We start from the raw sequence: 21,379 nt of genomic DNA on the forward strand, positions 1-21,379 counted from the left end.
GAAGAGCCTAGGCGTGCAGAGCAGCCAGGAGCGACTCGCCGTAGCGCTCGAGCTTGGCCGCGCCGACGCCGCTGACCGTGCCCAGCGCCGCCAGGTCGCCCGGCTCCTCGGTGGCGACCTGCCGCAGCGTCGCGTCGTGGAAGACCACGTAGGCCGGCACGCCCTGCTCCTTGGCCGTCGCGGCCCGCCAGGCGCGCAGCCGCTCGAAGGCGCCGGCCGCCGAGGCGGGCAGCTCCGGCGCGGTAGCCCGGTTGCCCTTCGGTGTCCGCGCGGAGCGTGCCGGGCGGTCGGGCTCGCGGCGCATCAGCACCTCGCGCTCCCGGCGGAGCACCGGCCCGCTGGCCTCGTTGAGGGCCAGCGTCCCGTACTCGCCCTGCACCGCCAGCAGCCCCTGGGCCAGCAGCTGCCGCACGACGCCGCGCCACTGGCCCTCGGACAGGTCGGTGCCGATGCCGAAGGTGGTCAGCTCGTCGTGGGAGTGCTGGGCGACCTTGTCGGTGCGCTTGCCGAGCAGGATGTCGATCGACTGACCGGCGCCGAAGGACTGCCCGCGCTCCCGCTGCAACCGCAGCACCGTGGACAGCAGCATCTGCGCCGGCACGGTGGCGTCCCAGGACTCCGGCGGGGTCAGGCAGGTGTCGCAGTTGCCGCAGGGTGAGCTCTCCTGCCCGAAGTGGGCCAGCAGCCGCACCCGCCGGCACTCCACGGTCTCGCAGAGCGCCAGCATCGCGTCCAGCTGCGCCGACAGCACCCGGCGGTGGGCGGCGTCGCCCTCGGATGAGTCGATCATCTTCCGCTGCTGGACGACGTCGGCGAGCCCGTAGGCCAGCCACGCCGTCGACGGCAGCCCGTCCCGGCCGGCGCGGCCGGTCTCCTGGTAGTAGCCCTCCACCGACTTGGGCAGGTCCAGGTGGGCGACGAAGCGGACGTCGGGCTTGTCGATGCCCATGCCGAACGCGATGGTCGCCACCATCACCAGCCCGTCCTCGCGCAGGAACCGCGACTGGTTCTTGGCGCGAAGCCGCTGGTCCAGGCCGGCGTGGTAGGGCAGCGCGGCGATGCCCTGGCCGACCAGGAACTCCGCGGTCTTCTCCACCGAGGCGCGGGACAGGCAGTAGACGATGCCGGCATCGCCGGGGTGCTCGGTGCGCAGCAGGTCCAGCAGCTGCTTGCGCGGCTCGTTCTTCGGCGCGATCCGGTACTGGATGTTCGGCCGGTCGAAGCCGGCGACCACGTGCAGGGCGTCGTCCAGCTGCAGCCGGGTGCTGATCTCGGTGTGCGTGGCCCGGGTGGCGGTCGCGGTCAGCGCGATCCGCGGGACGTCGGGCCAGCGCTCGTGCAGCATCGACAGGGCCAGGTAGTCGGGCCGGAAGTCGTGGCCCCACTGCGCGACGCAGTGCGCCTCGTCGATGGCGAACAGCGCGATCTTGCCGCGCTCCAGCAGCCGCGCGGTGGGTGAGGAGCCGCCGCCGAGGGACTCGGGGGCGACGTAGAGGAGGTCGAGCTCCTGGGCGAGGAACGCTTCTTCGACCGCCCGGCGCTCGTCCCGGTCCTGGCTGGAGTTGAGGAACCCGGCCCGGACGCCGAGGGCGCGCAGCGCGTCGACCTGGTCCTGCATCAGCGCGATCAGCGGCGAGATGACGACGCCCACGCCCTCGCGCAGCAGCGCCGGGACCTGGTAGCAGAGCGACTTGCCGCCGCCGGTCGGCATGAGCACCAGGGCGTCGCCCCCGGCGACCACGTGGTCGACTACCTCGCGCTGCGGGCCGCGGAAGGCGTCGTAGCCGAACACCCGCTCCAGCACCTCGAGCGCGGGGTCGGTGCGCGCGCGGTCATCGAGCACGAGTGCCTCGGTTCCGTCCACGAGGCGAGGGTAGGCGGGCGCGGACCCGTCGTCTGACATCCGTCAGATGGTGTGGACGACGTCTCGCACTGCCGCCGGCACCTGGTCGAACGCCAGGCTCGTGCCATGCCCTCGACACCGGTTCTGGAGATCGACGGACTGACCGTCCGCTACGGCGGGACGCTGGCCGTGGACGCGCTCGACCTGCGGATCGGTGCCGGTGAGACGGTCGCCCTGCTCGGCTCCAACGGCGCCGGCAAGTCCTCGATCGTCAACGCCGCGCTCGGTCTGTTCCGCCCGGCCGCCGGCCAGGTCCGGCTGCTCGGCCGCACCCCTGCCGAGGCGGTGCAGGCCGGCGGGGTCGGCGCGATGCTGCAGCACGGCGGCCTGCCCAGCGAGGCCCGCGTCGGTGAGGTGCTGGCGCTGGTCCGCCGCCGGCACGCCGACCCGTGGCCGCTCGACGACCTGGCCGCCACCGCCGGCATCGCCGGGCTGCTCGACCGTGGGGTCGACGCCCTGTCCGGCGGCCAGCGGCAGCGGGTCCTGCTCGCCCTGGCCCTCGCCGGCGCCCCGCCGCTGCTGCTGCTCGACGAGCCCACCTCGGCGATGGACGTCGCGGGCCGGCAGGCCTTCTGGACGACGATGCGCGGGCTGGCCGACCGCGGGCACACCGTCGTCTTCGCCACCCACCACCTCGACGAGGCCGACGCGGTCGCCGACCGGGTCGTGGTCGTCGCCGGCGGGCGCGTGCTGGCCGACGGGACGGCGGCGGAGATCAAGTCGCGCATCGCCGGGCGCACCGTCCGGTTCCGCTGCCCGGGCCCGCGCGACGGCCTCGCCGCGCTGCCCGGCGTGACCGGGATCGGCGGGGACGGCGACCTCGTCGAGCTCGCCACCACCGACGCCGAGGCCACTCTCCGGGCGTTGCTGGGCACCCGCGCCGGGCTGCCCGACCTGGAGGTCCGCGGCGCCAGCCTGGAACAGGCCTTCCTGCACCTCACCACCGAGATGGGCGCCCTCCGATGACCGAACTGCTCCTCTTCCAGCTCCGCCGGGTGGGCCGCAACAAGCAATACCTGTTCTTCACGGTGCTGCTGCCGGCGCTGTTCACCGTCTTCTTCACCAAGGTCATCGGTGGGCAGCTGGCCCCCGGCGACTACCAGGACGTCGCCGGTTCGGTGCTGGTCTCGATGCTCGCCTACGGCGCGATCGGCGCGGCCCTGGGCGCCACCATCCGCATCGCCTTCGACCGCTCCTCCGGCTGGCTGCGGCAGCTACGGGTGACCCCGGTGCCCAGCGGGTCGGTGTTCGCCGTCGACGTCGCCGTCGGTGCGCTGCTGGTGCTGCCCAGTCTGGTCGTCGTGGCGTTGGTGGGGCGGTTCGTCAACGGCGTCCAGTTCGGTCTGGGCACCTGGCTGGCGCTGGTCGGGTCGCTGTGGGCCGGCTCGGTGGTGTTCGTCGCCCTGGGCGTCGCGGTCGGGCTGGCGCTGGAGGCCCAGGCCGCGGGCGCGGCGATCGGCATCCTGGGCACCGTGCTCGCCGCGCTGGGCGGGCTGTGGTTCCCGGTCGAGCAGTTCCCTGAGGGGATGGCGACGGTGGCGCGCACCCTGCCCTCCTACTGGTTCGCCGAGCTCGGCCGGGACATTGCGGGTGGGACGCCGGCCAGTGCGCCGGTGGCGGTGCTGGGCGGCTACGGCGTCCTGTTCGCCGTGGCGGCGCTGGCCGTCGCCCGGCGGCGCCCGCTGCACGCCGTGGCGGGCTGATGAAGGGCGCCCTCGCCCCCCACCACTCGCACGCTCGCGGCGGGCTCCCTGCAGCGGGGCCGACGGGCGCTAGCGTCGCTCCGGTGAACCGGTCGAGCTGGTGGGGTCAGGCGATCTGGGCGGTGCCGTGGCTGCTGTTCCAGTACTTCCCGGTCGCCGACCTGGTCACCACCGACCGCCCCACCGCGGCCCGCTGGGTCGGCGCGCTGGGCCTGGTCGCTTTCACCGTCGTCTACCTGCGGGTGATCGGCCAGCTCGGCCGGCCGCGCGCGCTGCGGCCGGACTTCGCGGTGATGACCACACTCGCCGTCGCGCTCGCGGTCGGCTTCGGCGCCAACTGGGCCGGGCTGATGATCTACGTGTCGGCCGCGGCCGCCGCCGCGCTGCCATGGCGGTGGGTGTGGCCGGCCGTGGTCGCCGCGGCGCTGGTCTGCCTGGCGGTGCTCGTCGCCGACGACGGCGCGGGGCTGTTCTTCCTGCCGCCGATCTGCCTGCTCACCGCCTTCGGCATCAGCGGCACCGGCTACCTGATCACCGTCAACCGGGAGCTGCAGGAGGCCCGCGACGAGCTGGCCCGCAACGCCGTCGCCGAGGAGCGGCTGCGCTTCGCCCGCGACCTGCACGACCTGCTCGGCCACTCGCTGTCGCTGATCGCGCTCAAGAGCGAGGTGGCCCGCCGGCTGGCCGAGAAGGACCCGGTCCGCGCGCAGCAGGAGATGGCCGACGTCGAGGAGGCCGCCCGGCGGGCGCTGGCCGAGGTGCGGGACGCCGTCAGCGGCTACCGGCAGGTCAGCTGCGGGCAGGCGCTGGCCGAGGCGCGGGCGGCGCTGACCGGTGCGGGGATCACTGTGCGGCTGCCCGACCGGGTGCCGGCGCTGCCCGGCGGAGCGGACGCCGCCCTCGGCTGGGTGGTGCGCGAGGCGACCACCAACGTGCTGCGGCACAGCCGGGCCGGCACGGTCACCGTCGACCTCGCCGAGGACGGCGTCCGGGCGGTGCTGACGGTGACCGACGACGGCGCCGCGGGAGCGGGGGAGCGGATCACCGTGCTGGGCAGCTCGTCGGGGTCGGGCCTGGCCGGGCTGCGCGAGCGGGTGACCGCGCTGGGCGGTGAGCTCCAGGCCGGCCCGCTGGACGGCGGCGGCTACCGGGTGCGCGCCACCGTCCCGCTGCTGCCGGCCGAGGCACCCGCCGGCCGGGTGAGCGCATGACGATCCGGGTGCTGCTGGCCGAGGACCAGGCCATGGTGCGCGGGGCACTGCGCACCCTGCTGGACCTGGAGGACGACATCGAGGTGGTCGCCGAGGTCGGCCGCGGTGACCTGGTGCTGGCCGCCGCCCGCGAACACCGACCCGACGTGGCGCTGCTGGACATCGAGATGCCCGGCCAGGACGGCATCGAGGCCGCCCGGGAGCTCGCCACGGAGCTGCCTGGGGTGCGCGCCGTCGTCCTCACCACGTTCGGCCGGCCGGGGTTCCTGCGCCGGGCGATGGAGGTCGGCGCGGCCGGGTTCCTGGTGAAGGACTCACCCGTCGCGGAGCTGGCCACGGCGATCCGCGCGGTCATGGCGGGGGAGCGGGTGATCGACCGCGACCTGGCCGCGGCCGCGCTGGCGCTGGGAGCGACCCCGCTGTCGGTGCGGGAGGCCGACGTGCTGCGGGCCGCTGCCGACGGCGCGACCGTCGCCGACATCGCTGGCCGGCTGTACCTCAGCGAGGGGACGGTGCGGAACTACCTGTCCTCGGCGATCGGCAAGACCGGCGCCCGCACCCGGGTCGAGGCCGCGCGGGTCGCCGAGGAGAAGGGCTGGCTCTGAAGGACCCCCCGCCCCCCCACCCCATCGCTCCGCTCGGCGCCGGGGCCCTGCGAGGGGGCCGACGTCGGGTTGCTGCGAGAGGGCCGTCAGTGCGCTTCGGCGGTGGTGGCCTGCTCGGCGGGCATCAGCGCGTCCAGGTCGAGGACGCGCACGTGGATGACGTTGCGCTGCTGCAGGGCCGCGCGCAGCGCGCGGTGCAGACCGTCCTCCAGGTACAGCTCGCCGTGCCACTGCACCGCGTGCGGGAACAGGTCGCCGTAGAACGTCGAGTCATCGGCCAGCAGCGCGTCGAGGGCCAGTTCGCGCTTGGTGGTGACGAGGGTGTCCATCCGGATCTGCCGGGGCGGGATCATCGCCCAGTCGCGGGTGGAGAAGCCGTGGTCGGGATAGGGGCGTCCGTCGCGCACCGCCTTGAAGATCAGGGCTGAGCCTCCCGCTCCCCGGCCCCCTGGTGGGGTCCGTCGACCGGAGCCAGCCTAGTGGGATTCCCCACCCGTCGCCGACGCCGCCGCAGCGGTATCGATCCCATGGGCGCTGGCCGAGAGCCCTCGTCGGCGCGCGGTCCGGACGTGGCGGTGCAAGGCCACGGATGGGTGTGCGGCTGCTGACCGGCCAGGTCGCGGCCGTCAGGAGGTCCGGTGGTCGGATGGGTCAGAGTCCGAGCACGCGGCGCAGTCCCCGGTCGACGTCCTGCATGAGTGCGGCGGGCACGTGGCCGGCCACGTCGTCGAGGTCGCCGCGGTCGAGGGTGGCCAGGGCAGTCACGTTCACGGCGGAGTCCCGCGGGAGTCCGGTGGCGGCGGCGGGGAGGAACACGTTGCCCGGCATGGCGGCCAGTGCCGTGTTCGATGTGATCACCGCGGTGAGGACCGTGGACAGTCGGCTGGCGTTGTAGGCGTCTGCCTGGATGACCAGCACGGGGCGGCGCTTGGCCGGTCGACTCCCGGCAGCTGGCCCCAGGTCGGCCCAGTGGATGGCGCCACGTTCGATCACCAGTCGTCGCCGGTGTCGAGCAGGCGCCGTCCGGCGGTGACGGCATCGCTGCTGGAGGTGTCGGGTTCGGTCGCGGTGTCCAGCGCCGCGTCGATCTGGCTCGTCAGCGATGCGGCGTCGAGCTCGTCGAGGTAGCGGCGTGCTGCGGTGGCGAAGAACTCGGAGCGGCTCATGCCCAGCTCGGTGGCGCGTCGCGAGGCTCGGTCGAAGGTGTCGTCGGGCAGGGAGATCGCCGTCTTCACACGACGAGTATTACTCGGTAATACCGCGACCGTCCAGTGGTTCGCGCCCGCGAGCCGGAAGACGGCCGCTGAGCCCGGTCGTATGCTGGCACTCGGTCCGCGCGAGTGCCAGGCACCTGCCCTGGGCAGCCACCGCCGACCACGTCGATCCGGTACGGGAGGTGTCAGCCGTGGCGCACGACGACCGGCGCCTGCGGGTGCTGCGGGCGATCGTCCAGGACTACGTCTCCACCAACGACCCGGTGGGGAGCAAGGCCCTGGCCGCCCGCTACGACCTGGGCGTCTCACCAGCCACCATCCGTAACGACATGGCGGTGCTGGAGGAGGAGGGCTACATCACCCAGCCGCACACCAGTGCCGGCCGGGTGCCCACCGACAAGGGCTACCGCTTCTTCGTCGACCGGCTCAGCGCGATCAAGCCGCTGTCGGCCGCCGAGCGCAAGGCGATCGAGAAGTTCCTCGACGGCGCGGTCGACCTGCACGACGTGCTGGGCCGCAGCGTGCGGTTGCTGGCCCAGCTGACCCGCCAGGTCGCCGTCGTCCAGTACCCGACGCTGTCGCGCAGCGCCGTCCGGCACCTGGAGCTGGTGCCGCTGTCGACGTCCCGGCTGCTGATGGTGCTGATCACCGACACCGGCCGGGTCGAGCAGCGGGTGGTGGAGGTGCCGGTCGACACCGAGGCCGACACGGTCGCCGAGCTGCGCACCCTGCTCAACACCGCCTTCACCGGCGCCAAGCTGGGCGAGGCCAGCGACAAGGTCGGTGACCTGGTCGACAGCGCCGCGCCGCACCTGCGCCCGCTCGTGGCCGCGGTCAGCGCCACCCTGCTGGAGACCCTGGTCGAGCCCTCGGAGGACCGGCTGGTCATCGGCGGGACGGCGAACCTCGCGCAGGGCAGCGCGCTGGACTTCCCCGGCACCTTCCGGCCGCTGTTGGAGGCGCTGGAAGAACAGGTGGTCGTCCTGCGGTTGATGGCCGAGGTGGGGCCCAGCACGGTGACGGTGAGCATCGGTGAGGAGAACGAGCACGAGGCGCTGACCGCCGCGTCGTTCGTCTCCGTGGGCTACGGGTCCGGTGACCAGGCCCTCGGCGGCCTCGGCGTCGTCGGCCCCACCCGGATGGACTACGCAGGGAACATCGCCGCGGTACGAGCCGTGGCCCGCTACGTCGGCCACCTGCTGGCCGAGAGCTGAGGACTGAGACCACCGAATGGCAACCGACTACTACGGCGTGCTGGGCCTGGCGCAGGGCGCCAGCGACACCGAGATCAAGCGCGCCTACCGCAAGATGGCCCGCGACCTGCACCCCGACGTCAACCCCGACCCGGGTGCGAAGGAGAAGTTCGGCGAGGTCAGCCGGGCCTACGAGGCGCTGACCGACCCGGAGAAGCGGCGGATCATCGACCTCGGCGGTGACCCCTACGACACCGGCGGCGGTCGCGGCGGCAGCCCGTTCGGCAACGCCGCGGGCTTCGGTGGCCTCGGCGACATCATGGACGCCTTCTTCGGCGGCGCCGGTGGCGCGCGCGGGCCGCGCAGCCGCACCCGCGAGGGCGAGGACGCGCTCATCCGGGTCGACCTCGACCTGCACGAGACGGTGTTCGGGACGACGACCGACATCACCGTCGACACCGCCGTGCTCTGCGACGTGTGCACCGGCGCGGGGACGGCGCCGGGCACCCACCCGGAGACCTGCTCCACCTGCAACGGCCGCGGTGAGGTGCAGAGCGTGCAGCGCTCCTTCCTCGGCCAGGTCATCGCCAGCCGCCCGTGCCCCACCTGCCAGGCCACCGGCCAGGTCATCCCCAGCCCCTGCGCGCAGTGCGGTGGCGACGGCCGGGTGCGCGCCCGCCGCACCATCCCGATCAAGGTCCCGGCCGGCGTCGAGGACGGCATGCGGATCCGGCTCGCCGGCTACGGCGAGGTCGGCCGCGGCGGTGGACCCGCCGGTGACCTCTACGTCGAGGTGCACGAGCGCCCGCACGACGTCTTCACCCGGGACGGCGAGGACCTGCACTGCCGGGTCACCCTGCCGATGGCCGCCGCCGCGCTGGGCACCACGCTGAAGCTGGAGACCCTCGACGGCAACGAGGACCTGACGATCAAGCCGGGCACCCAGTCCGGCAGCGTGCTCACCCTGCGCGCGCACGGCGCCCCGCGGCTGCGCGGCACCGGCCGCGGCAACCTGATGGTGCACCTGGACGTGCAGACCCCCACCCGGCTCGACGCCCGCCAGCAGGAGCTGCTGCGCGAGCTGGCCGGGCTGCGCGGCGAGGACCTCACCGAGGGCAGCAGCGCCCACCACGGCGGCCTGTTCACCCGGGTCCGCGACGCGTTCAACGGCCGATGACCGCGGCCGCCCCCGAGGCCGACGGCGCCCCGCTCTTCCTGCTCGACCAGGTGCCCGACGGTGACGTGCTCACCGTGGACGGCGCCGAGGGCCGGCACGCCGTCGACGTGCTGCGGCTCGCCGCCGGGGAGCGGGTGCGGGTCAGCGACGGGCAGGGCCTGCTGGTCGAGGGCGCGGTGCTCGCCGCCGAGGGGTCCGCGTTGCACGTGCAGGTGCTGGCCCGGCACGACGTCCCGGCCCCGCAGCCGGAGTTCGTGCTGGTGCAGGCGCTGCCCAAGGGCGACCGCGGGCCGCTCGCCGTCGACCTGGCCACCGAGCTCGGTGTCGACCGGATCGTGCCGTGGACGGCGGCCCGCTGCGTCACCAAGTGGCGCGAGGACCGCGTGGACAAGGGCCTCGCCAAGTGGCGCTCGGCCGCCCGCGCGGCCACCAAGCAGGCCCGCCGGCCGCGGGTGCCCGAGGTGACCGAGCCGATGAGCACCCGCCAGGTGTGCGGCATGCTCGCCGACGTCGATCTGGCGCTGGTGCTGCACGAGCAGGCCCGCCAGCCCTTTGCCAAGCTGGACGTGCCGGCCACCGGCACGGTCGCGGTCATCGTCGGCCCCGAGGGCGGGCTCACCGACGGTGAGGTGGTTGCCTTCCGCGCCGCCGGCGCCCACTCGGTGCGCCTGGGCGCCGAGGTCCTCCGGACGTCGACCGCCGGCGCCGCCGCCCTCGCCGCCCTCTCCGCCCGCACCCGCTGGGCCTGACCGCACTCGGGTCGCTCGCCAGCGACACGGCCGGACTCGCCGGCTGGGCGTGCACGCATCCGATGAACACCGGCTCGGCTACCGGAGGGCGGCGCGGGCGCGGGCGCTGAGCAGGTCGACCGCGGCGGTCAGCACGACCAGGGCAGCGAGCACCGTGGTCACCGCGCCCCAGTCGAAGGCGGCAACCCGGCTGGCCAGCAGCGCCCCGAGCCCGCCGGCGCCGAGCAGCCCGACCAGCACGGTGTCCCGGATCGCCACCTCCCAGCGGTACAGCGCGAACGCCAGCACCGGCCCGGTCGCGGCCGGCAGCACCCCGTACAGCCAGCCGCCCACCGGTCCGGCGCCCAGCGCGGTCAGCGCGGCCCGCGGCCGGGGGTCCAGCTCCTCGGTCGCCTCCGCGGCCAGCCGGCCGAGCACGCCCAGCGTGTAGACGCCCAGCGCCAGCGCGCCGGGCAGCACGCCCGGCAGCAGCACGAACAGCAGCACCAGCGCCCACACCGGCGGCGGCACCGCGCGCAGCAGCAGCAACCCCAGCCGCACGACGGCGCCCACGAGTCGCCGTCCGGCCGAGGCCTGCGCGGGGCGGGCGGCCAGCCCGGCCAGCAGCACCGCGCCGACCGTGGCCACCGCGATCGCGATCACCGACATCTGCACCGTGTCGACCGCGGCCCGCCCCACCGCGGACAGCAGCGGACCGTCGACGTCCGGCGGCCAGGCGGCCGAGAGCACGTAGCGCAGCTGCGCACCGGTGCGGTCGCTGACCAGCGTGGCCGGGGAGATCGCCAGGTACCACCACGACCACACCACCCCGACCAGCACGACGGCGACGGCGGTGCTCAGCGACGGGTCGCGGCGCAGCCGATCGCCGGACGCGCGGGGTGCCGCCACCCGCCGGCGCACCGCCCGGCCACCCACGTCGGCAGCCAGGCACAGCAGGGCGAGGGCGTAGACGCAGGACCACACCTGCGCCCAGCGCAGCGAGCTGAACGACAGCGACAGCTGGTAGCCCAGCCCGCCGGCGCCGATCAGCCCGAGCACCACGGCCGACCGGACGGCGCACTCCAGCCGGTAGAACGAGTACGACAGCAGCCCGCCGGACGCCGGGGGCAGCAGCCCGTACAGCGCCGCCGTCGCCCGGCCCGCGCCCGCGCCGAGCAGCGCGTCGTACGCACCGCGCGGCACCTCGTCGAGCAGGTCGGCGAACACCTTGGCGGTCACCGCGCCGTACGGGATGCCGATCGCCAGCACACCCACCCACGGGTCCAGGCCCAGCAGGTTGACCAGCAGCAACCCCCACACCGCCTCGTGCAGCCCGCGCGGGACGGCGAGCGCGCCCCGGGCCAGCGTCCAGCCCAGCCGACGTCGTCCCCAGGTGGTGCGAGCCAGCGCGACCGCACCGACCGCACCGAGCAGCACGGCCAGTGCGGCGCCCAGCGCGGCGTAGGCGACGGTGACCAGCACCGAGCCGGCCAGCACCCGCAGGAAGTCGCCGTCCAGGGCGGGGGAGAGGGCGGCGGCGGCGAACCGGCCGAACTGCGCCGTCCCGGCCGGGTTGACCACCTCGCCGGCGAACGCTCCGGCGCCGGCCAGCGACCAGAGCACCAGGGCGAGCGCGCCGACGCCCCAGCCCCAGCGGGCCCGCACCCGCCGGAGCGCCGGCGGCCGGTCGAGCACGGTGGTCACCGCGGGGCGCCGTAGAAGTCGGCCAGGTCGCCGGCGGTCAGTGAGGCGGCGGGGGCGTCGAGGGTGATCCGCCCGTCGACCAGGCCGACCACCCGGGTGCAGTGCCGCAGCGCCAGCACCGGGTCGTGCAGCGAGGCCACCAGCGCGCCACCGCGGTCGGCGGCCAGGCCGGCCAGCAGCTCCAGCGTCCGCCCGGCCAGCAGCGGGTCCAGTGCCGACGCGGGTTCGTCGGCGAGCACCAGCTCCGGTCGCTGCACCAGCACCCTGGCCACCGCCACCCGCTGCCGCTGCCCCCCGGAGAGCCGCTCGGTGCGCTCGAACACCCGGTCGGCCAGCCCGACCCGGCCCAGCGCGTCGAGCACCTCGGGCAGCCCCTGTGGCCGGGCCAGCGACCACGCCGACCGCCAGGCCGGCCAGCTGGACAGCCGCCCGGCGTTGACGTTGTGCACCACCCGCAGCTGGCCGACCAGCTCCAGGTGCTGGTGCACCGTGCCCACCCGGGCGCGCAGCTCCCGCAGCGCACGGCCGCGAAGCGCCGCGGGGTCCGCGCCGAGCACCCGCACCGACCCGGCCGAGGGCAGCACCGCGCCGTTGGCCAGCCCGAGCAGCGTCGACTTCCCGGCGCCGGACGCACCCACGAGGGCCACCCGCTCGCCGGCGCCGACGGTGAGGTCGACGCCGGTGAGCGCGGTGGTGTCGCCGTAGCGGACCGTGACGCCGTCCAGCCGGAGGACGGCGGTCAGCTGATCAGCCCCAGGTCGCGGCCGACCGCCTCGATCTGGGTGTAGTTCGACGCCTCGGTCGGGATGAACGACCCGGCCCCGAACAGCTGCAGCACCTCGTCGCCGGCGGGCAGGCCGGTGAAGTAGTCGAGCAGCCGGTCGGGGAGGTCGTCGCCGAGCCGCTCGACCGCCTGCGGCCCGAGCAGCCAGTGGTAGTCGTGGTACTCCGGCGTCCGGGCGTACTGGACGACGGTGGCCGGGTCGACCGTGCCGTCCTCGGTGCGGGAGGCCCACACCTGCTCGTTGAGCACGCCGGCCTGGTAGCTGCCGCTGGCGACCAGCGAGATCGTCGCGTCGTGCGACCCGGAGAACCCGGGGCCGCCGGGGAAGCCCTGCGGGTCGACCCCCTGCTCGGTGAGGAAGTACGCCGGCATCAGCCGGCCCGACGTCGAGGTCTCGCTGCCGTAGGTGAACCGCAGGCCGGCCAGCGGGGTCAGGTCGTCGGCGGGGGCGAGCCCGGTGCTCGGGTTCACGATGAACACCGAGGTGAACGACTCGTCGATGTCCCGCTGGGCGATCGGCTCGGCGCCGGGGGTCTGCAGCCGGGCCTGCACGCCGGTGAGCCCGCCGAACCAGACCAGGTCGAGGTCACCGGTGCGGAAGAGGGAGACCGCGGCGCCGTAGTCGGTGACCGGGGTGTAGCGGACGTCGAGGTCGAGTGCGGCGGACATCGAGTCGGCGACCGTGCCGTAGAGCCGCTGCAGCACCTCGGGGTCCTGGTCGGGGATCGCGCCGATGGTCAGCGAGCCCCGCGAGCCGGACGACGAACCGGCCGACCCCCCGGACGACGACACGGGGGAGGTGCGGCCACAGGCGGCGAGCACGGCCGCGGCGGCGGTGGCCGCTGCGCCGGTGAGGAAGCCACGGCGCGAGAAGGACTGGAACTGTTGTGGTGAGCCACCCGACCGGACGGCGCGACGGCTGCTCACTACGTCCTCGGATGGGGCTGGACAGCGGACACGGGTACCTCCAGGGACGGACGACGGGGGACGGGCTCATCGTCGCCCATGCCCGCCGGCCGGCCACCCGGCGGGCCCGCCCGGCGCGTCAGGCCACGTCGACGATGCTGCGGGTCACCGCCGCCTGCTCGGTGAGCACGCCGCCGATCAGGTGCTGGGTCTCGTTGATCCGCTCGACGATCTCCCGGATCGAGGCGAGCGCACCCACCACGTTCTGCACGTCGCCCTGGATGGTCGCGACCCGGCTGCTGACGTCCTCGGTGGCCTGGGCGGTCTCCCGGGCCAGTTCCTTGACCTCGCCGGCGACGACCGCGAAGCCCTTGCCGGCCTCCCCGGCGCGGGCAGCCTCGATGGTCGCGTTCAGGGCCAGCAGGTTGGTCTGCTCGGCGATGCCGGTGATCACCTTGACCACCTTGTCGATCTCCGCGCTGGAACGGCCCAGGCCGGCGACGAACTCGGTCGCCTCGCCGGCGACGCGCTGCCCGTCCCCGGCGACGCGGGTGGCCTCCGCGACGTTGCGCTCCACCTCGTCGATCGAGGCGACCAGCTCACGCCCGGCCTCGGCCACCCGGCCCGCCGCCGCCAGCCGCTGCACCGTCTGGGAGATCAGGAACGCGGTGTTGCGCAGCGCGTCGCGCCGGCTGTCGCTCATGATCAGCGTGCGGGTGGCGAAGAAGTCCATCGTGCCGACGATCCGGCCGTCGACGGTGATCGGCAGGCACACCCCGGACTTGACCCCGGCGTTGCGGGCGGCCGGCGCGCGGACGCAGTCGGTGACCTCGCCGAGGTCCTCCACGAACACCAGGTCGCCGGCGGCCCAGGTGCGCCCGGCCACGCCGACGCCCTTGGCGAAGCTGGCCTCCCGGCTGACCGCCTGGAACTCCGCGCCCAGCTCACCGGACTCCAGGGAGAGGGTCAGCGCGGTGCCCACGTCGTCCAGCGTCCAGTACGAGCCGTAGTGCCAGTCGAACTCCCGCCGGATGGTGGCCAGGGCCGTGCTCACCGTCTCCTCGGCGGTGCGGGCCCCGCTCAGCTCGCGGAGCAGGCTGTTGATCGCTGCCACGTCACCGGCCGCCCGGCGCTGGTCCTCGGCATCGGCGACCCGGCCGAACGCCTGGGACACCAGCTGCCCTACCGCGCGCAGCGCGGCCAGCCGCTCGGCCGAGGGGGTCAGTGTCTCGGTGGTGAAGAAGTCCATCGTGCCGACCACGGCGCCGCGGCGGACGACGGGGAAGCACACCCCGCTGCGCACCCCGGCCCGCTGGGCGGCCGGCGCCCGCACGCAGTCGGTCAGTTCGCCGAGGTCGGGGACGAAGACCAGGTCGCGCGCCTTCCAGGCCCGGCCGGACAGCCCGACGCCCTCGGCGAAGGAAGCGGCCAGGGTGACCTGGCGGAACTCCTCGCCGGCGTCGCCGGACTCGACGACGAAGTGCAGCCGGCCGTCCTCGGCGGCGATCCGCCAGTAGGAGCCGTACGCCCAGCCGAAGCTGTCCCGCACGGTGTCCAGGGCGACCCGGGCGACGTCCTCGGCGGTGGTGGCGCGGTCGAGTGCGGCCAGCACGCGGGTCACGGCCGTGACGTCGGACCGGGCCTCGGCCAGCTCCGCGGTGTGGTCCGGTGCGGTGCGGCGGGACGAGGTGATGCGCATGGTCGCTCCTCCGGTGCTGGGAGCCGCCGGTTCCTCGACGCTCCTCTCCGTCCTCGGACGCCGCCCCGGGTGTTTGAGTCGAGTCGGACAATCTCTGCGGCGCACAACCGGACTCTCTCGTTCCGCTGCTGGCCGGTCTGCCGCCGTGGCGGCGCCCGTCCTAGGGTCGGGGGCATGACCGCGCCCGCGAGCGACTGCCTCTTCTGCCGGATGGTGGCCGGGGAGATCCAGCCGGACGTCGTCCGGGAGACCGACCGGACGATGGCCTTCCGGGACGTCAACCCGCAGGCGCCCACCCACGTGCTGGTGATCCCGAAGGCGCACCACGCCACCCTCGGTGAACTCGCGCAGGCCGATCCGGAGCTGACCGCCGAGCTGGTCGCGGCCGCGCACGCGGTCGCCCGCCAGGAGGGCCTGGTCACCGACGACGGCCCCGAGCCGGGCTGGCGTCTGGTGGCCAACAGCGGCCCGCAGGCCGGGCAGACGGTGCGCCACGTGCACCTGCACGTGCTCGGGGGCCGCGGCCTGGGCTGGCCCCCCGGCTGAGCGCCGCCGCCCCCACCGGGTCGAGCGGGGCGTCGGGGTAGCCCGCGCGGGTACGCTGGCCCAGGTCACAACCCCGTCGCAGGAAGGCAGGGTCGAGCGTTCTTGCCCGACACCTCACCAGACGCCGCACCGGAGACCATCGCGTCCTCCCGTGAGCTCTCCGCGCGTGCCGCGGCAGCCGGCGTCCCGGACAGCCCGGCCGTACCGGCCGACGTCCGCACCTCCATCACCGTCCCCGAGAGCGTCTCCATGGTGGCCCTGCTGGGGTCCGGGGACGAGCTCCTCCGCCTGGTCGAGACCGAGCTCGCCGCCGACGTGCACGTGCGCGGCAACGAGATCGCGATCACCGGGCAGCCGGCCGACAACGCCTTTGCCGTCCGGGTCTTCGACGAGCTGATCGCGCTGCTGGCCACCGGCCAGGCGCTGCGCCCGGACTCGGTCCGCCGCGTCGTCGGCATGCTGCGGGCCGGCGGCTCCGAGCGCCCCGCGGAGGTGCTCAGCCTCGACATCATCAGCCGCCGGGGCCGCACCATCCGGCCCAAGACGCTGAACCAGAAGCGCTACGTCGACGCCATCGACACCCACAGCGTGGTCTTCGGCATCGGCCCGGCCGGTACCGGCAAGACCTACCTGGCGATGGCCAAGGCCGTGCAGGCGCTGACCACCAAGCAGGTGAACCGGATCATCCTCACCCGCCCCGCGGTGGAGGCCGGCGAGCGGCTGGGCTACCTGCCCGGCTCGCTGTCGGAGAAGATCGACCCCTACCTGCGCCCGCTCTACGACGCGCTGCACGACATGGTCGACCCCGAGTCGATCCCTCGCCTCATGCAGGCCGGCACCATCGAGGTCGCCCCGCTGGCCTACATGCGCGGCCGCACGCTCAACGACGCGTTCGTCATCCTCGACGAGGCGCAGAACACCACCGCCGAGCAGATGAAGATGTTCCTCACCCGGCTCGGGTTCGGCTCCAAGATGGTCGTCACCGGTGACGTCACCCAGGTCGACCTGCCCGGCGGCGCGCAGAGCGGCCTGCGGGTCGTCCGCGACATCCTCGAGGGCATCGACGACGTGCACTTCTCCACGCTGACCAGCACCGACGTCGTCCGGCACCGGCTGGTCGGCGACATCGTCGACGCCTACGAGCGCTGGGACGCCACCCGGCAGCCCGCCGCGGGCGCCGGACCGGCCCGCACCGGCCGGCCCGCCCGTCCGACCCGGCAGCAGGGGAGCTGAGCGTGGCCGTCGAGGTCGCCAACGAGTCCGAGATCTCCGTCGACGAGGGCGCGCTGGCCGGCGTCTGCCGGTACGTGCTGGACGCCATGGAGGTCAGCCCGCTCGCCGAGCTCTCCGTGCTGTGCGTCGACGTCGACTACATGGCCAGCCTGCACGAGCGGTGGATGGGCGAGAAGGGCCCCACCGACGTGCTCGCCTTCCCGATGGACGAGCTGGACACCGGCCGACCCGACGACCCGGACCCCGGGCCGGCGCTGCTCGGTGACGTCGTGCTCTGCCCGGCCGTCGCCGTCCGGCAGGCCCGGGCCGCCGGCCACTCGATGGCCGACGAGCTGCTGCTGCTGGCCACCCACGGCGTGCTCCACCTGCTGGGCTACGACCACATGGAGCCCGACGAGGAGAAGGAGATGTTCGGCCTGCAGTCCAAGCTGCTCGAGGGCTGGCGCTCCATCCCCCGCGAGTCGGTGACGGGCGAGCCGGTGGAGCCCGAGCAGCGATGAGCTCGACGTCGATCGTCCTGCTGGTGATCGCCGTCGTCCTGGTGCTGGTCGCCGGGGTCTTCGCCGCGCTGGACGCCGCGTTGCAGCGGCTGTCCAAGGCGCGGGTGGACGAGCTCCGCCGGGACGGCGCCAAGCGCGCCGACGCCCTGGTGCTGGTCATGGAGGACCGGGCCCGGCACGTCGCGCTGCTCCTGCTGCTCCGCATCCTCTGCGAGACCGCGGCCACCGTGCTGGTGGCCCTGATCTTCTACGTGCTGCTCGACGGCTTCACCCTCGGCGTGCTCGTCGCCGTCGCGGTGATGACCGTGGTCAGCTACGTGCTCATCGGCGTGGGGCCCCGCACCATCGGCCGGCAGCACGCCTACCCGGTCGCGCTGGCCGCCGCGCCGCTGATCCGGCTGCTGGGCCGGGTGCTCGGCCCGGTCGCCACGCTGCTGATCCTGATCGGCAACGCGATCACCCCGGGCAAGGGCTACCGCGACGGCCCGTTCAGCAGTGAGGTCGAGCTGCGCGAGCTGGTCGACATGGCCGAGGAGCGCGGGGTCGTCGAGTCCGGCGAGCGGAACATGATCCACGGCGTCTTCGAGCTGGGCGACACGATCGCCCGCGAGGTGATGGTGCCCCGGCCCGACGTCGTCTGGATCGAGCGCGGCAAGACCCTGCGCCAGGCGCTGGCGCTCTGCCTGCGCAGCGGGTTCAGCCGGCTCCCGGTGATCGGGGAGAACGTCGACGACATCATCGGCGTCGTCTTCATGAAGGACCTGGTGCGCCGCTCGCAGGGTTCCTCGGACTCCCGGGCCACCGAGCCGAAGGTGGAGGACCTGCTCCGCCCGGCCAGCTTCGTGCCCGAGTCCAAGCCGGTCGACGAGCTGCTGCGGGAGATGCAGGCCTCGCGCACCCACATGGCCGTCGTGGTCGACGAGTACGGCGGCTTCGCCGGGCTGGTCACCATCGAGGACATCCTCGAGGAGATCGTCGGCGAGATCGACGACGAGCACGACACGGTGCAGCGCCCGCCGATCGAGGAGCTCGAGGACGGCTCGGCCCGGATCACCGCCCGGCTGCCGGTCGAGGACCTCGCCGACCTGTTCAAGGTCGAGCTCCCCGACGACGACGGCGTCGAGACCGTCGGCGGCCTGCTGGCCCGCGAGCTGGGCGTCGTGCCGATCGAGGGCTCCGAGGCCGAGGTCGGTGGGCTGCGGCTGGTCGCCGAGAGCACCGGCGGACGACGCAACCAGATCGACACCATCCTGGTCTGCCGGGTGCCCGAGCCCGGCGACGAGGAGACGGCCGAGGAGCCCGCGCGGGAGCCCGAGCCGGCCACCGTGGAAGGCTGACGAAGGACCCTCCCGCCCCCCACCCCTCGCAAGCTCGCGGCGGGCCCCTGCGGAAGGGCCGGACCGACGGACAGGAGAACGAGCCGGTGGCTGAGCTGGACCCCGAGGACGCCAAGCTGATCACGCTGGCCCGATCCGCCCGCGGCCGCACCGGCGCCGCCGAGGGCGCCGCGGTCCGCGACACCGACGGCCGCACCTACCTCGCCGCCACCGTCGCGCTGCCCTCGCTGCAGCTGTCGGCGCTGCAGGCCGCGGTGGCCGCCGCGGTCTCCAGCGGGGTCGACGGGTTGGAGGCGGCGGCGGTTGTCAGCGCCGCGGAGTCGGTCGAGCCGGCCGGCCTGGCCGCCGTGCACGACCTGACGCCGTCCGCCCCCGTGCTGCTCGCCGGCCCCGACGGCGCCGTCCGCACCACCGCCTGAAGAAGGACCCCCTTCCTCCCCACCCTTCGCAGGCTCAGGGCGGGCCCCGGGAAGGGGGCCGACTGGCGCCGGGCTCAGGCGAGCGGGCGGTCCAGGGCGTCGGCGACGGCTGCCGGGTCGCGCACCCAGCGGGTGAGGGCCTCGTCGGTCTGGCCGTCCATGCCCAGGTGCCGCACGCTGATCTTCCGGCGGCCCGGCCGCCAGCCACCCCGGCGCTTCGCCTTCGGCCAGCCGGCCGGCGGGGGACCGGTGACCACCTCGGTGACCAGCGCCAGCGGCACGATCCCGAAGGACGACGTCTGCCGCAGCCCGGCGATGTCGGTGGACAGCGCGTGGTCGCCGATGGTGAACCGGCCGGTGGAGACGACCAGCACGAGCAGCCCCAGGCCCAGGGCGATGGGGGCCTCGTCGGCGACCGCCGCGCCGCCGTCCCGCCAGGCCAGGAAGCCCAGCCACGCCGCCACCGCCAGCACGGTGAGCGCGACGACGGTCGGGCCGGCCGGGTCGTACTGCCAGTAGCGCAGCGGCCGCGGGGTGACCGTGACGCTGCGCTTGGGCCCGCGGCCGGCGAAGTAGCCGTAGCTGGTCACCTGGGTGACGTGCTGCTCGCGGGCCCGGGCCGCGGTCACGACCAGGGGCTCACCGTCGTTGCGGCGGGACCGGGGAGGCATGCCCGTCATGATCCCAGGAACGCACCCGGCGGCTGCCGCGGCGGTGCTGTCGGTGCGCAGTGGGAGACTGGACGGCGTGACCTCCTCCGATCAGCCGCCGTACCGCAGCGGCTTCGCCTGCCTGGTCGGCCGGCCCAACGCCGGCAAGACCACGCTGACGAACGCCCTGGTCGGTGAGAAGGTCGGCATCGTCAGCAACCGGCCGCAGACCACCCGGCACGCCATCCGCGGCGTCGTCCACCGGCCGGCCGGCCAGCTGGTGCTCGTCGACACCCCCGGGCTGCACAAGCCCAAGAGCCTGCTGGGCCAGCGGCTCAACGACGTCGTCCGGGACACGCTGTCCGAGGTCGACGTGATCGTCTTCTGCATCCCCGCAGACCAGCCCGTCGGCACCGGTGACGCGTTCATCGCCCGGCAGCTCAAGGAGGTCACCACCCCGATCGTGCTGGTGGTGACCAAGACCGACGCGGCCAGCAAGAAGCAGGTCACCGAGCAGCTCGTCGCCGCCAGCAAGCTGGTCGAGGCCCAGGAGATCGTGCCGGTCAGCGCGGTCGCCGGCGACCAGGTCGAGCTGCTGGAGGACCTGCTGATCGGGCTGCTGCCCGAGGGGCCGCCGATGTACCCCGACGAGCAGACCACCGACGAGGACGTCGAGCGGCAGATCGCCGAGCTGGTCCGCGAGGCGGCGCTGGAGAAGGTGCGCCAGGAGGTGCCGCACTCCCTGGCCGTCACCGTCGAGGAGATCAACCGCAAGCCCGACCCGCGCAACCCGGACGCGGTGTTCACCGAGGTGCACGCGCTGCTGCACGTCGAGCGGCCCAGCCAGAAGCCGATGCTGCTGGGCAAGGGCGGCGCCACGATCAAGGCGATCGGCAGCGAGGCCCGGGTCGGGCTGGAGACGCTGCTGGGCGGCCGGGTGCACCTGGCCCTGCACGTGACGGTGCTGGGGGAGTGGCAGGACGACCCGAAGAAGCTCCAGCGGCTTGGCTACTGAGGCGGCGGGCGAGTGAGCATCGCAGGGAGCGCCAGCGACCGAGGAGCGGAGCGATCCGTCGCCGGGGGACGGGGCTACTAGTGAGCACCACACCGCAGGCGCTCTACCGCGACGAGGGCGTCGTGCTGCGGACCCAGAAGCTCGGCGAGGCCGACCGCATCGTCACCGTGCTCACCCGCCGCACGGGCAAGGTGCGGGCGGTGGCCAAGGGCGTGCGGCGCACCAAGAGCAAGTTCGGCGCCCGGCTCGAGCCGTTCAGCCACGTCGACCTGCAGCTCTACACCGGCCGCAACCTCGACATCGTCAGCCAGACCGAGTCGATCCGCTCCTACGGCACCGAGATCGTCGGCGACTACCGCGCCTACACCGCCGGCACCGCGGTGCTGGAGACCGCCGACCGGCTGACGGTGGAGGAGAAGGAACCCTCGCTGCGGATGTTCCTGCTCGTCGTCGGTGCGTTGCGCACCCTGGCCGAGGGGGAGAAGCCGCCGGCGCTGGTGCTCGACGCGTTCCTGCTGCGGGCGATGTCGGTGGCCGGCTGGGAACCGGCCCTGGGCGACTGCGCCCGCTGCGGCGAGGCCGGCCCGCACCGGCACTTCTCCGTCCCGGCCGGGGGCACCGTCTGCCCGTCCTGCCGGCCCACCGGCTCGGCGATGCCCAGCCCGGTCACCATCGAGCTCATGGAGGCGCTGTTGTCCGGCGACTGGGGGCATGCCGAGGCCAGCCTCGGCACCAACCGGCGGGAGGGCAGCGGCCTGGTCGCCGCGCTGCTGCAGTGGCACCTGGAGCGCGGCCTGCGCTCGCTGCCGCTGGTGGACCGAACGTGAGCGGAGAGGGTCGTGGGCATCGCAG

Annotated in this window: 23 protein-coding genes; 14 read left to right on the plus strand and 9 right to left on the minus strand. The window is 74.3% G+C overall.

Annotated features, from left to right (window positions below; all coding sequences use genetic code 11):
• Positions 1-7: 7 nt before the first annotated feature.
• On the minus strand, positions 8-1,864 hold the full coding sequence (gene recQ / locus Q1A09_RS15830; protein WP_299956781.1) for a DNA helicase RecQ: 1,857 nt from the start codon (positions 1,862-1,864) through the stop codon (positions 8-10).
• 105 nt (positions 1,865-1,969) lie between these two features.
• Here recQ and Q1A09_RS15835 point away from each other — a divergent pair, with 105 nt between their 5' ends.
• From Q1A09_RS15835 to Q1A09_RS15850, 4 genes are all read left to right on the plus strand, one after another.
• Positions 1,970-2,869 carry an ATP-binding cassette domain-containing protein gene (locus Q1A09_RS15835; RefSeq protein WP_299956784.1) on the plus strand — a complete coding sequence of 300 codons (900 nt, stop codon included), beginning with the start codon at positions 1,970-1,972 and terminating at the stop codon, positions 2,867-2,869.
• Positions 2,866-3,606, plus strand: a complete 741-nt coding sequence (locus Q1A09_RS15840) for an ABC transporter permease (protein ID WP_299956787.1) — start codon at positions 2,866-2,868, stop codon at positions 3,604-3,606. Before Q1A09_RS15835 ends, Q1A09_RS15840 begins: the two co-directional genes overlap by 4 nt.
• Before the next feature lie 83 nt (positions 3,607-3,689).
• On the plus strand, positions 3,690-4,817 hold the full coding sequence (locus Q1A09_RS15845; protein WP_299956789.1) for a sensor histidine kinase: 1,128 nt from the start codon (positions 3,690-3,692) through the stop codon (positions 4,815-4,817).
• Positions 4,814-5,422, plus strand: a complete 609-nt coding sequence (locus tag Q1A09_RS15850) for a response regulator transcription factor (protein ID WP_299956792.1) — start codon at positions 4,814-4,816, stop codon at positions 5,420-5,422. The genes Q1A09_RS15845 and Q1A09_RS15850 overlap by 4 nt, the downstream gene beginning before the upstream one ends.
• Positions 5,423-5,508: 86 nt before the next feature.
• Here the strand turns inward: Q1A09_RS15850 and Q1A09_RS15855 are convergent, their stop codons facing one another.
• The 3 genes from Q1A09_RS15855 to Q1A09_RS15865 form a co-directional block, all read right to left on the minus strand.
• Positions 5,509-5,844 carry a type II toxin-antitoxin system VapB family antitoxin gene (locus Q1A09_RS15855; RefSeq protein WP_299956947.1) on the minus strand — a complete coding sequence of 112 codons (336 nt, stop codon included), beginning with the start codon at positions 5,842-5,844 and terminating at the stop codon, positions 5,509-5,511.
• 229 nt (positions 5,845-6,073) lie between these two features.
• Positions 6,074-6,415, minus strand: a complete 342-nt coding sequence (locus Q1A09_RS15860) for a type II toxin-antitoxin system PemK/MazF family toxin (RefSeq protein WP_299956795.1) — start codon at positions 6,413-6,415, stop codon at positions 6,074-6,076.
• Positions 6,412-6,657, minus strand: a complete 246-nt coding sequence (locus Q1A09_RS15865) for a hypothetical protein (protein WP_299956800.1) — start codon at positions 6,655-6,657, stop codon at positions 6,412-6,414. Before Q1A09_RS15865 ends, Q1A09_RS15860 begins: the two co-directional genes overlap by 4 nt.
• 170 nt (positions 6,658-6,827) lie before the next feature.
• Here Q1A09_RS15865 and hrcA point away from each other — a divergent pair, with 170 nt between their 5' ends.
• From hrcA to Q1A09_RS15880, 3 genes are read left to right on the plus strand one after another with little or no spacing between them, the layout of a single operon-like run.
• A complete protein-coding gene (hrcA, locus tag Q1A09_RS15870) occupies positions 6,828-7,850 on the plus strand; it encodes a heat-inducible transcriptional repressor HrcA (protein ID WP_299956802.1) in 1,023 nt (340 codons plus the stop codon).
• A gap of 16 nt (positions 7,851-7,866) precedes the next feature.
• Positions 7,867-9,006 carry a molecular chaperone DnaJ gene (dnaJ, locus tag Q1A09_RS15875; RefSeq protein ID WP_299956804.1) on the plus strand — a complete coding sequence of 380 codons (1,140 nt, stop codon included), beginning with the start codon at positions 7,867-7,869 and terminating at the stop codon, positions 9,004-9,006.
• Positions 9,003-9,755 (plus strand): 16S rRNA (uracil(1498)-N(3))-methyltransferase, encoded by a 753-nt coding sequence (locus Q1A09_RS15880; protein WP_299956808.1) that lies wholly within the window; start codon positions 9,003-9,005, stop codon positions 9,753-9,755. The genes dnaJ and Q1A09_RS15880 overlap by 4 nt, the downstream gene beginning before the upstream one ends.
• A 78-nt stretch (positions 9,756-9,833) precedes the next feature.
• Here the strand turns inward: Q1A09_RS15880 and Q1A09_RS15885 are convergent, their stop codons facing one another.
• The 4 genes from Q1A09_RS15885 to Q1A09_RS15900 form a co-directional block, all read right to left on the minus strand.
• Positions 9,834-11,438 carry an ABC transporter permease gene (locus Q1A09_RS15885; RefSeq protein ID WP_299956811.1) on the minus strand — a complete coding sequence of 535 codons (1,605 nt, stop codon included), beginning with the start codon at positions 11,436-11,438 and terminating at the stop codon, positions 9,834-9,836.
• Positions 11,435-12,181: a phosphonate ABC transporter ATP-binding protein gene (locus tag Q1A09_RS15890; protein WP_299956950.1), complete on the minus strand. Its 747-nt coding sequence runs from the start codon at positions 12,179-12,181 to the stop codon at positions 11,435-11,437. Before Q1A09_RS15890 ends, Q1A09_RS15885 begins: the two co-directional genes overlap by 4 nt.
• Complete coding sequence (locus tag Q1A09_RS15895) at positions 12,178-13,149, minus strand: putative selenate ABC transporter substrate-binding protein (RefSeq protein ID WP_299956814.1); 972 nt, start codon at positions 13,147-13,149, stop codon at positions 12,178-12,180. The genes Q1A09_RS15890 and Q1A09_RS15895 overlap by 4 nt, the downstream gene beginning before the upstream one ends.
• A 118-nt stretch (positions 13,150-13,267) precedes the next feature.
• Entirely contained in the window at positions 13,268-14,827 is a 1,560-nt protein-coding gene (locus Q1A09_RS15900; protein WP_299956817.1) for a GAF domain-containing protein, read from the minus strand.
• Between the two features lie 174 nt (positions 14,828-15,001).
• Here Q1A09_RS15900 and Q1A09_RS15905 point away from each other — a divergent pair, with 174 nt between their 5' ends.
• The 5 genes from Q1A09_RS15905 (at position 15,002) to Q1A09_RS15925 (ending at position 18,862) form a co-directional block, all read left to right on the plus strand.
• Positions 15,002-15,373, plus strand: a complete 372-nt coding sequence (locus Q1A09_RS15905; RefSeq protein WP_299956820.1) for a histidine triad nucleotide-binding protein — start codon at positions 15,002-15,004, stop codon at positions 15,371-15,373.
• A 249-nt stretch (positions 15,374-15,622) separates the two neighbouring features.
• Positions 15,623-16,606 carry a PhoH family protein gene (locus tag Q1A09_RS15910; protein WP_299956953.1) on the plus strand — a complete coding sequence of 328 codons (984 nt, stop codon included), beginning with the start codon at positions 15,623-15,625 and terminating at the stop codon, positions 16,604-16,606.
• Between the two features lie 2 nt (positions 16,607-16,608).
• Positions 16,609-17,106, plus strand: coding sequence for an rRNA maturation RNase YbeY (gene ybeY, locus Q1A09_RS15915; RefSeq protein WP_299956823.1), 498 nt, complete (start codon positions 16,609-16,611; stop codon positions 17,104-17,106).
• A complete protein-coding gene (locus Q1A09_RS15920) occupies positions 17,103-18,443 on the plus strand; it encodes a hemolysin family protein (protein WP_299956826.1) in 1,341 nt (446 codons plus the stop codon). Before ybeY ends, Q1A09_RS15920 begins: the two co-directional genes overlap by 4 nt.
• An 86-nt stretch (positions 18,444-18,529) precedes the next feature.
• Positions 18,530-18,862: a cytidine deaminase gene (locus Q1A09_RS15925; protein WP_299956829.1), complete on the plus strand. Its 333-nt coding sequence runs from the start codon at positions 18,530-18,532 to the stop codon at positions 18,860-18,862.
• Between the two features lie 74 nt (positions 18,863-18,936).
• Here the strand turns inward: Q1A09_RS15925 and Q1A09_RS15930 are convergent, their stop codons facing one another.
• Positions 18,937-19,533, minus strand: a complete 597-nt coding sequence (locus tag Q1A09_RS15930; RefSeq protein ID WP_299956832.1) for a hypothetical protein — start codon at positions 19,531-19,533, stop codon at positions 18,937-18,939.
• Positions 19,534-19,609: 76 nt separating this feature from the next.
• On the opposite strand from Q1A09_RS15930, the gene era reads away from it, so the two are divergent.
• Both era and recO read left to right on the plus strand, forming a co-directional pair.
• Positions 19,610-20,527, plus strand: a complete 918-nt coding sequence (gene era / locus Q1A09_RS15935; RefSeq protein ID WP_299956834.1) for a GTPase Era — start codon at positions 19,610-19,612, stop codon at positions 20,525-20,527.
• Positions 20,528-20,607: 80 nt separating this feature from the next.
• Positions 20,608-21,354 (plus strand): DNA repair protein RecO, encoded by a 747-nt coding sequence (gene recO / locus Q1A09_RS15940; RefSeq protein ID WP_299956837.1) that lies wholly within the window; start codon positions 20,608-20,610, stop codon positions 21,352-21,354.
• Positions 21,355-21,379: the final 25 nt, after the last annotated feature.

This window comes from uncultured Modestobacter sp., assembly GCF_947486615.1.
Taxonomy (GTDB): Bacteria; Actinomycetota; Actinomycetes; order Mycobacteriales; family Geodermatophilaceae; genus Modestobacter.